Origin of the sequence: Phaeobacter sp. QD34_24 (assembly GCF_028890115.1) — a bacterium.
Classification (GTDB): Bacteria; Pseudomonadota; Alphaproteobacteria; order Rhodobacterales; family Rhodobacteraceae; genus Phycobacter.
In genome coordinates this window covers 1-9655 of sequence record NZ_JARCJD010000039.1, presented here as the reverse complement: position 1 = coordinate 9655, position 9655 = coordinate 1, and the positions used below count along the sequence as shown (strand labels likewise).

Annotated in this window: 11 protein-coding genes; 5 read left to right on the top strand and 6 right to left on the bottom strand. The window is 60.8% G+C overall.

All coding sequences use genetic code 11. The annotated features are described in order from the left end of the window. The first annotated feature begins 139 nt into the window (after positions 1–139). Entirely contained in the window at positions 140–490 is a 351-nt protein-coding gene (locus PXK07_RS18315; protein ID WP_342455898.1) for a hypothetical protein, read from the top strand. Positions 491–496: 6 nt separating this feature from the next. On the opposite strand, the gene PXK07_RS18310 is transcribed toward PXK07_RS18315, so the two are convergent. Beyond that, positions 497–1675: an AraC family transcriptional regulator ligand-binding domain-containing protein gene (locus tag PXK07_RS18310; RefSeq protein WP_446728405.1), complete on the bottom strand. Its 1179-nt coding sequence runs from the start codon at positions 1673–1675 to the stop codon at positions 497–499. Here PXK07_RS18310 and PXK07_RS18305 point away from each other — a divergent pair. The 3 genes from PXK07_RS18305 to PXK07_RS18295 all read left to right on the top strand — a co-directional run bounded on the left by PXK07_RS18305 (position 1628) and on the right by PXK07_RS18295 (position 4725). Beyond that, on the top strand, positions 1628–3397 hold the full coding sequence (locus PXK07_RS18305) for an acyl-CoA dehydrogenase (protein ID WP_274849747.1): 1770 nt from the start codon (positions 1628–1630) through the stop codon (positions 3395–3397). The genes PXK07_RS18310 and PXK07_RS18305 overlap by 48 nt on opposite strands. Positions 3398–3455: 58 nt before the next feature. Continuing rightward, complete coding sequence (locus PXK07_RS18300; RefSeq protein ID WP_274849746.1) at positions 3456–4262, top strand: crotonase/enoyl-CoA hydratase family protein; 807 nt, start codon at positions 3456–3458, stop codon at positions 4260–4262. A gap of 178 nt (positions 4263–4440) precedes the next feature. Further along, positions 4441–4725 carry a DUF6916 family protein gene (locus PXK07_RS18295; RefSeq protein ID WP_274849749.1) on the top strand — a complete coding sequence of 95 codons (285 nt, stop codon included), beginning with the start codon at positions 4441–4443 and terminating at the stop codon, positions 4723–4725. 25 nt (positions 4726–4750) lie between these two features. Here PXK07_RS18295 and PXK07_RS18290 read toward each other — a convergent pair whose 3' ends face one another. From PXK07_RS18290 to PXK07_RS18270, 5 genes are all read right to left on the bottom strand, one after another. Beyond that, the gene (locus PXK07_RS18290; protein ID WP_274849745.1) at positions 4751–5299 is read right to left on the bottom strand and encodes a GNAT family N-acetyltransferase; all 549 of its coding nucleotides are present in this window, start codon (positions 5297–5299) and stop codon (positions 4751–4753) included. Next, positions 5296–6522, bottom strand: a complete 1227-nt coding sequence (locus PXK07_RS18285; protein WP_274849744.1) for a hypothetical protein — start codon at positions 6520–6522, stop codon at positions 5296–5298. The genes PXK07_RS18290 and PXK07_RS18285 overlap by 4 nt, the downstream gene beginning before the upstream one ends. An 89-nt stretch (positions 6523–6611) precedes the next feature. After that, positions 6612–7139 carry a phage tail protein gene (locus PXK07_RS18280; RefSeq protein WP_274849743.1) on the bottom strand — a complete coding sequence of 176 codons (528 nt, stop codon included), beginning with the start codon at positions 7137–7139 and terminating at the stop codon, positions 6612–6614. 9 nt (positions 7140–7148) lie between these two features. Continuing rightward, positions 7149–7667: a phage tail protein gene (locus PXK07_RS18275; protein WP_274849742.1), complete on the bottom strand. Its 519-nt coding sequence runs from the start codon at positions 7665–7667 to the stop codon at positions 7149–7151. An 18-nt stretch (positions 7668–7685) separates the two neighbouring features. Next, a complete protein-coding gene (locus PXK07_RS18270) occupies positions 7686–8198 on the bottom strand; it encodes a phage tail protein (protein ID WP_274849741.1) in 513 nt (170 codons plus the stop codon). 891 nt (positions 8199–9089) lie between these two features. Between PXK07_RS18270 and PXK07_RS18265 the strand changes: the two genes are divergently transcribed. After that, on the top strand, positions 9090–9655 hold a 566-nt coding region (locus PXK07_RS18265), incomplete at its 3' end, for a hypothetical protein (RefSeq protein ID WP_274849740.1).

The following is a 9655-nucleotide window of genomic DNA, read 5'->3' as shown; positions in this document are numbered from 1 at the left end:
GTGCCCAAAGGTCTTCCTGTCAGCCATCGCACTCGCAGCGCTCGTCATTTACTGGCTATGAGTCCTGACCCTAGCGCCCTGCCTGCAGCAGGACGGTCTGGCAGAACGGAGCGAACGCTGTCGCGCCTTCAACCTGGCTGTGTGCAAACGGGCCGAGGATAGCGAAACGCTCCGCTTCCTGGCCTCGCCCGTCACCGGCAGCGGGATTGAGTTCGACCGGTTCGAACAACTGTTCCTGCTGGCCCGCAGCGAAGGGCTGTCCACCCCGAACGAATGGGCCGATCTGGCCTGGCAAATCCTGGCCCCCCAAGGCCAGCGCCTGCATTTGGACGGACGCATCCTGGAGACGCCAGAGGAAAACCTTGCGGTTCTGCGGGTGCGCGCCAATGCCTTTGCCGCGCAACGTCTGCCCCTGTGCGAAAGCCTTGGCATCACCCTGGAGCCGCCCAGCCCGGAGCCCCAGACACAACAGTCTCAGGCCGCGGCCTGACGCGGCCTACGCCCGCGACCTCCGGTATGCACCGGGGGTTGCCCCCGTCCAACGCTTGAAGGCACGGTGGAAATTGGCCGCCGAGGCAAAGCCGACATCCTGGGAAATCGCTTCGATGCTCTTGTCCGCCTCCGACAGATCCCGAATGGCGATATCGCGCCGCAAGCCATCCTTGATATCCTGAAACGAGGTATTCTCGGCATCAAGACGCCGGATCAGGGTGCGCGGCGTCAGGTTCAGCGCCTGCGCCGCATCCTCCAGCTTGCAGCCAAGACGCTCTGACGACAGCAGCAACTCCCGCACCCGCAGCATCACGGCGTGTTCGCGCGAACTGGTGAAGATCCAATCCCGCGGCGCCCGGATCAGGAACTCCTGCATCTCCGCCTCGCTGCGAGCCACCGGCAACCCCTCGAGCCTGCTGTCGAATGTCAGCGACGACACGGATTGGCTGAACCGCACTGGCGCGGGAAACAGGATGGGGTAATCTTCCGCGAATTCAGGTCGATCAAAGACAAAGCTCACCTCGCGCAACGGCAGTTCACGCCCGGCCAGCCAGGAGGCGATGCCATGGGCCAGCTTCAGCAGAAGCACATGCCCAAAGCGATACTGCAGCCCCACCCCCTGGGGTCTGAGGACGATCTTGAGACTGTCCTCACCGGCATCCAGGGACAATTGGCAATCATCCAGAACCAGATTCCAGAAGGAGGTAAACCGATAAAGCGCCGCCGACAGCGAAGACGCCCCGCGTACCGAACTGCACAGAAGCTTCAACGCACCGGTGCGCACAGGACGGCTCCACAGGCCCGTCATCTCATCTCCGGTTCCGCTTACAACCAGTTGATACAAGAGAACAATCTGGTCATGGGTCACGCGGCCACGGGGTTGAGCGGCAGTGTTGAGACCGATCTGCTCGAGAAACCCTTGTAGCTGGTCCCCCGTGCAATGGGCCCGAAGCGCAGACAACCAATCCTCAAGAAAGGCACGTGAAACGGTGGGCAGGATTGGCGCGCTCTGCTCTGGCTGATCCGGCAAGGATTTTGTCACTTTTTGCAAGTTTTGCGTCGGCTGGAGATATAGACGGGCCTTCAACCTTTGTCTATCTGGCAGGAAAGGCAACCGCAGCAGAAAGGTCACGCAATGACATTCGATGCCCCCGTCAAGGATATGGTTTTCAATATCAAGCATCTGGCCGGATGGGCCGAGGTCGGCGCCCTGCCCGCCTATGAGGCGGTGGAATTGGAGGATGCCGATGCGGCCCTGACCGAGCTTGCCCGTTTCATCGCCGAGGAAATCGCGCCGCTCAACGTTCCCGGAGATCACGCCGGATCGCGATACGAGGATGGGCGGGTGATCCTGCCGGAAGGTTTTGCCGAGGCCTATGGCAAGTTCGTTGACATGGGCTGGCAAAGCCTGCCCCACCCGGAAGAGTTCGGCGGCCAGGGCCTGCCACGGTCGGTCGGTGCTGCTGCAACCGAGATGCTCAATGCGGCCAATATGAGCTTTGCGCTCTGCCCCTTGCTGACCGATGGCGCCATTGAGGCGCTTCTGACCGCAGCGTCGGACGAGCAAAAGGCCACCTACCTGGAAAACCTGGTCTCCGGCACCTGGACCGGCACCATGAACCTGACCGAACCGCAGGCGGGCAGCGACCTGGCGCTCTTGCGCAGCAAGGCAGAGCGGCAGGCGGATGGCAGCTACGCGATCAGCGGCACCAAGATCTTCATCACCTATGGTGAGCACGACATGTCGGAAAACACCGTGCACCTGGTGCTGGCCCGCACGCCGGATGCGCCTGCCGGGGTGAAGGGGATCAGCCTGTTCCTGGTGCCGAAATATATGGTGGGCGCCGATGGCTCTTTGGGCGAACGCAACGCGGTGCGCTGTGTCAGCATCGAGCACAAGCTCGGCATCAAGGCCAGCCCCACCGCCGTTCTGAGCTTTGAAGATGCCACCGGCTATCTGATCGGCGAGGAAAACGCCGGTCTGCGCTATATGTTCGAGATGATGAACTCCGCCCGCTATGCCGTTGGTCTGCAAGGGGTTGCCGTCTCTGAACGCGCCTATCAGAAGGCGCTGTCCTATGCCCGCGAGCGTGTTCAAAGCGCCCCCGTCGATGGCTCCTCCCGCGAGGCGGTCGCGATTGTCAATCACCCAGATGTGCGCCGGATGCTGATGCGCATGCGCTCCATCACCGAAGGGACGCGCGCCATGGCGTCCTTTGCCGCGGGATGGCAGGATCTGGCCAAGCATTCCGCAACGCCGGAAGACCGTGCCAGTGCGGCGGCAATCTCGGAATTCCTGACCCCGCTGGTCAAGGGCTACAGCACCGAGATGAGCGTCGATGTCGCCTCCACCGGGGTGCAGGTCCATGGCGGCATGGGCTTCATCGAGGAAACCGGCGCCGCCCAGCATTACCGCGACGCCCGCATCCTGCCGATCTACGAGGGCACCACCGCCATTCAGGCCAACGATCTGGTCGGCCGCAAGACCCTGCGCGATGGCGGCGAAACCGCCTTGCGCCTGGCCGAGATGATCGCCCAGACCGAAGCGGAACTGGCGCAGGGTTCATCCGCCGCACAACGTATCGCCCCGCGCCTGGAACGTGCGCGCGAGGCTTTCAAGACCGCCGTGCAACATCTTCTGACTATTGGAAAAGAGGATCCCTCTGCCGCCTTCGGCGCAGGGGTGCCCTACCTGATGCTGGCGGGCAACCTGGTGTCGGGCTGGCAATTGGCGCGCGCCCTCCTGGCAGCCGAAGCCGCTCTGGCAAATGGCGAAGACCCCGCCTTCATGGAGGCCAAGATCGCCACCGCCCGGTTCTACGCAGATCACATCCTGAACGATACCGAAGCCCAATGCGACCGCATCGTGAATGGCGCCGACAGCCTGCTGTCCGCAGTGCTCTGACCTCCCTCTTCAGGACGGTGCAGCATCGTCCTCACATCTTCTTCCGAAAGGACACCTCATGCCTGTTGAAATCGATATCTCCCGCTACCAAAACCTTGCCATCGAGGCGCAGGAGGATGGCGTCTGGATCGTCACCCTGAACCGCCCCACCAAGCGCAACGCACTGGACATCGACACCATCGAAGAGCTGGTGGAGCTCTTCTCTCTGGCGCCCCGCGCCGGGGTCAAGGCAGTGGTGCTTGCCGGTGCCGGCGATCACTTCTGCGCCGGTCTTGATCTCATCGAGCACCACGACGAAGACCGCAGCCCTGCCGATTTCATGCATGTCTGCCTGCGTTGGCACGAGGCCTTCAACAAGATGGAGTACGGCGGCGTTCCGGTGATCGCGGCCCTGCAGGGCGCGGTTGTCGGCGGCGGGCTGGAGCTGGCCAGTTCGGCCCATATCCGGGTGATGGACCAGACCACCTATTTCGCCCTGCCCGAAGGTCAGCGCGGACTATTCACCGGCGGTGGCGCCACCATCCGGGTGACCGATCTGGTGGGCAAATCCCGCATGATCGACATGATGCTGACCGGTCGCGTCTACCAGGGCCAGGAAGCCTGCGACCTGGGACTGGCGCAGTATATCGTCGAGGGCTCCAGCTTTGACAAGGCGATGGAACTGGCGCGCCGCGCCGCCGAGAACCTGCCCTTGTCGAATTTCGCCATCTGCTCGGCTGTGAGCCACATGCAGAACATGTCCGCCCTGGATGCGGCCTATGCGGAATCGGTGGTGGCAGGCGTGGTGAATACCCAACCCGCCGCCCGCGCCCGCCTCGCGGCCTTTGCCGACAAGAGCGCCGCCCGGGTGCGCCCCACCGAGTGATTCCTTGCGCAGGACAAGGCGGTGCGCATCCCTCGGCCCCCTTGCCCTGCGCCTTTTCTCCCAAATCCCTTTGCGAATACGCCCGCACGCCCTTACAACCTATAGGTATTGATAGGATGCCTGCGGCTGCATACCGAAACCCAAAGGGCACCAGCATTGGGAGATCGATTTGAAACAGATGCATACACTGACCGTCAGCGATTTTGAGCAGCATCTCAACAAGGCGTTCCAGATACGCTCCAGCGCGCCTGACCTGCAGCTCTCCTTGATCGAAGTGACGGCGATCGGCCAGGGCGCGCGCGAAGGTGGCGCATTCTCCAGCCTCTGGCAGGGGCCGAAGGAACCGGTTCTGGAGCAGGCGATTCACACGATCTACCAACCCGACTTCGGCGAACAGGAGGTTTTCCTTGTGCCCGTTGCCGAAAAGGATGCCGGGATCCAATACGAAGCGGTGTTCACCTGATCCCGGCCCTTGATGGGTGCTGGGCCTAGGCGCCGGACCAGCTCAGCAGGTCGTATACGCCTTTGTCCTCTTGTTTGGTGAAGCCAAGCCGCCGGTACAGAGTCATGGCCGGGTTTTCCTTCTCCACGTGGATGCTGACCGATCTCTTGGCAGAGGCGGCCTCGGCCATCAGGTCCCTCAGCAGCGCTCCTCCAATTCCCGATCCGCGCAGCTGGGGCAGCAAGGCGATATCGATGATGCGGTGTTCTTTGCTCCAGCGCTCCAGGTACAGCCGCCCGATTGCCGCGCCCCGCTGCAGCACGACAAGCCACAGGGCTGCTGGGTAATGCTCTTGGTAGTGCCGGTGCTGCGCATCGAACTGCATGGCAATGAAGGCCTGCTTCTGGGCCTCAACCCAGGGGGTGCGATCCAGTTCGCCTTCGCGCGTCGACCGGTAGAGATCCACAAGGAAGGGGCGATCCTGCTGTCGCACCGCCCGGAAAGAAATCCCCAAGGCGGCCGCGTGACCGAGCTGCGGCCATTCTGCCGCCCCGTCGGGCCCCAAGGCCGGAGGCATTGCCGCCTGTTCATTCATGCCGGGTTCACGGTGATATCCTGGGTCAAGGCCATCGCAACCAGATCACTGCCCAGAGGCACCCAAGTGGCTGACCAATGCACCAGGGTCTGTTGCGTCAGATAGGAGACATCGCCTGTCGCCCGAACCCGTGCAAACAGGCTCAAACTCATGTCCGCGTTGGATTGCAACACCAGCTCGCTATCGCCTGCGACATGGGCGATGATCTGCAAACCCGACCACTGCTCGTCCGGCTCCACAGTCTGGTAGCTGGCATAGACCGGGCTGCCCGCGCCGCTCCCGACCTGAGCAACCAGATACAACCCGTCATTGGAGGCAACAGACAGCGCCATGGTCTGCACGGTGTCGGGGAAGGAGGCGAACAAGGCCCAGTCCGTGAATATCTCGGAGCTGACCTGCTCTTGCACCTTCATGTAGATCTTGCTGCCAATGCGCGCAAAGACATGCACCAGCGCATTCATCCCGACACCGCAGACCACCTGCTCAAAGCCGCTCAAGCCGCCCGAGAGATCCTGCCAGCCTGCCCAGTGTTCCGGCAGCAGCGGCTGATCCGAAGTCTGCATATTCATGTAGGGAACGTTGGAGCTGTTGAGCCCCACCAGAATGATGCGCCCATCCGCATTCTGGGTTCCCGTCAGGCTGCACAGCGCTCCGGACAGTTGATGCCACTCCGACCAGGGCTGGCTTGGCGGGTTTTCCACCGCCGCTGTCACCTCAACCGGCGTGTCTGTACCAGGGGGGACAACCGTGATGGTCTCTTCGGAGATGGTATTGGGGTTCTGGAACTTCCAGCAGATCGCATTGTCCGGCGCGCCGCTGATGACGAACACATTCTGCCGATTGGTGAGACCATTGATCAAAAGCGTGTCCAGATAGCTTGGAACGCCAGTCGGCTTGCCCAGGTCCACCGGCGGGGCAAACCGGTTGGAAGCACGCGCGGCATTGTCTTCGTGCAGGTAAATCAGGTGTCCGTCATCGCCGCTGGCGGCGGCAATCAGTGCCACATAGCCATCCTGCGTGACAGCGGCCTTGAGCAGGCTCGGCTGAAACTGAAGCGTGGGCAGGGTGGTGAATTCAGGGGGAAACGGGCCATTTTCATCGATTTGATCCTTGCAGACAAGGCTACCAGCAGGTGTGATTGCCCCGAAAAAGATCCGGAAGTAGTTCGGCTCGGTCCGGTCGCTGCCGGCGTAGTCTTCTGGAATGGCGTCTTCATCTGACATGTCGAAATGTCCTTCCAATAGGCGTGTCTAGACCCAGGTCTTGCCGGTTCCCCCAGCGGCGACAGCATTGCTGGCGCGGGGAGCCACGGTTAGCTGCGCGACGGATACAGCCCGACAAGCGCGATGATGAAATTCAACGCCAGAAAAGGCTGCATGTTGAAATGGGATTGGTTGCCGCCGGTGGTGCCGATCGTCACCGGCGCAAGGTCCACCAGCGATGTCGCGGTGTCGGTCTGGTACAGGGTGTCACGACCGGTCCCGGCAAGCGAGGTCGTGTCTGAAGGGATATTGGTCCCGCCATTGCCCGAATAGGCACGCACGCCGTGATTATGGGAGGGCATCTGCGGCTCTGACAGGGTGACATTCTCAACTCCCCCCTGCTGCCCCAGGCTCCGCGATGTCAGCCCCGGCCCGCGTCCGGGATGCATCGGAGCACGCCCCTGCAGGTTGGGCAGCGCCGTGGTGGAGCGCCCATCGCCGCCATAGATGGTTCCAATCAGCGAAAACAAGGCCGTGTTCTGCGCAATCGGCAGCACCTGCCCATTACAGAAGGCCCAGCCGCGCGGCGCGAAAGTCCCGGCAAAGATCCGGATCTCAGCGATAAAGGGTTCAGACATATGCGCCTCCTACGTCCGGCTCGGGAAGATGCCGAAAAGTGCAACGATGAAATTCACGCACAGGAATGGCATCAGATTGGTGTGCGACCTGGAGCCACCCGTATTGCCGGTCATGGCCGAAGCCATGTTGGTGTTCTGATTGTCGGCCTCATAAAAGTTGACACCCACCCCCTCGGCAACCAGGTGGTTCTGCGGATTTTCCAAGGTGGCAACCGCGGTACTGGCATGGAACTCATGCGAATGGCTCGGCAATTGATTGACGGTCAGCGTCACGTTCTCGCTGCCTGACTTTGCCCCCAGCCGCCGCGGGCTGAGCCCGGGCCCGCTGCCCGCGTGAACAGGCAGACGTCCTCGCATATCCGGCAACGCAAAAGTCGTCCTGCCATCGCCGCCATAGACCGTGCCAAAAAGCGAAAACAGCGCATCGTTTTGCGAAATCGCAAGCAACTGGCCATCACAGAAGGCCCAACCTCGCGGCGCGAAATTCCCCGCAAACATACGAATTTCGCCTACAAAGGGTTCCGACATCCAATGTCCTTTCCAGGGTTAAGAGCGCGAGGGAAAAAGCCCCTGAAGGGCAATGCAGAAATTGATCGCCATGAAAGGCTGCATATTGTCGTGCGCCTGCCCGCCTCCCACGTTGGTGACCGTACCCGCCCGAAGGGTCCGACTTGTCCCGGCTCCGACCGTCGCATAGGCCGCATCCGGCGCGACCTCAGCGGCAAGCAGGGCACCGCTTGGCTCGCGCGCATTTCCGGGAAGCGACGAGGCTTTCGCCACGTGGTCATGGCTCGGGATCTGCGCCGTCGTCAGGGTCATGGTTTCCGCGCCGCTCCTCGTTCCAAGACTGTGGCCATTGCCAACATGCAGCGGCGTTCGGCCTCTCAGGTCCGGCAAGGCAAAGGAGGTCCGCCCGTCACCGCCATAGGTCGTCCCCAGCAGTGAATACAGCGATTGGTTCTGGTTGATCGGAAGAAACTGACCATCACAGAAGGCCCAGCCTCTTGGGGCAAAGTTAAATCCCACTATGCGGATTTCCGCGAGAAACGGCTCAGCCATGAGTCCCCCCAATGCCTTGAAACGCCAATACGATTGGCGCACTCAATTCACCTTCCGGCACGCCCCAAAGACACGCGCCACCAAAGAAATTCAATCTAAGGGTGACTTTCGCATTACTCGCAGAAATAAATCAATGCATTTTTCTTCCGACAGATCTCTCCACGCAACAAAAACCTCAGCCACCACGCCGGAACAGCCAACACCTCTGCGGTAAACCCTTTAAACACGCGCCACATCAAAACCCTATATGTATTACAACCTTAGCACATTCAAATGACAAGCCGACCACCGCACCTTCCCGGACTCACTGCAGTTGCGACCGGGAATAATCCTGCAAGTCACCACACAAAGCCACAAGAACATTTGACGTGTCAGAGAGTCAAAGCATTGAATTGATGAGCGATTACCTCTTGGCGCCTCCACGTTTGCATCGTTCAGGAACCGTCTTTCTTGGCGCGACGGTCGCCTTTGCCGCAAGGATGGATCGCGCCCAGAAAACAATCTAAACGCACACCACTAGATTCACAGATCCTGCGGGTACCGACAGGCACAAGCCGATCTGGATGAAGACGTGAAGACCCAATAAGCGGAGCGGGAAGATCTGGACACCCCCATTACCCAGCAGCGACACCATTCAATCTGAGAGGTACTTCAAATCTCCTTCTCCTGCGAAAAAGTATTTTCTTGCCTTCGCGACCACTTAACACTTTAATCGCGACTGACAATTTTCAAAGCTACCTTAAGTTGATTCTAGATGCCACATCCTGCCGGATGCCCGCATCGTATTGCCCAGTTTAGGACCATAGAATGAGTGTCAAGTGCCGCCGCTTTCCGACCCTGACCCAAAGCGCCCGAGTGACATGGCCAGATGCGGTGCTTCAGCTGCTCTCGATGCTGGCGCTTGCGGGTCTTTTCATTGTCTTGCTGTCGTCGGGACAGGCACGGGCGGCCTTCACGGATTGCCCCGTCAACAATGTCCCAACAGATCCAGTCAATTTGAATCTCACCGACGACCTCTGCACCAGGGAAAGCTCAGCCGCCGACATCAACGACGCCGACTTCATAGCGATCCGCGCATTTCCTCCGGGCTTCACCGAGTTTCAAATTTTTGATGAGGCCGCAGGGGCAGACGCAAGAGACCTGGTTTTCACGGTCAATAACGGTACGCCGCAAGGCACCCTCGATGCCAGCTTCGCAACGATCTCGAACATTGACTGCACCACTGGCTGCTTGATTTCCGGCACCCATGGCGGGGTGGCCTTCCCCTCTTTCACCTACACACAGTCTGCCAGCTCAGGCTCCATTGCCGCCGCAGTGCCCGAGGCCGAGATCGAGAACCTCACCTCTTCCACCACCAATACCGTCGCGGATGGCGGCACAGACAGTATCGCGGGCGCCATCGCCAGCGGCACCGCAACCACCGTCACCTATACCGTCGCAAACAGCGGCACCGGGCC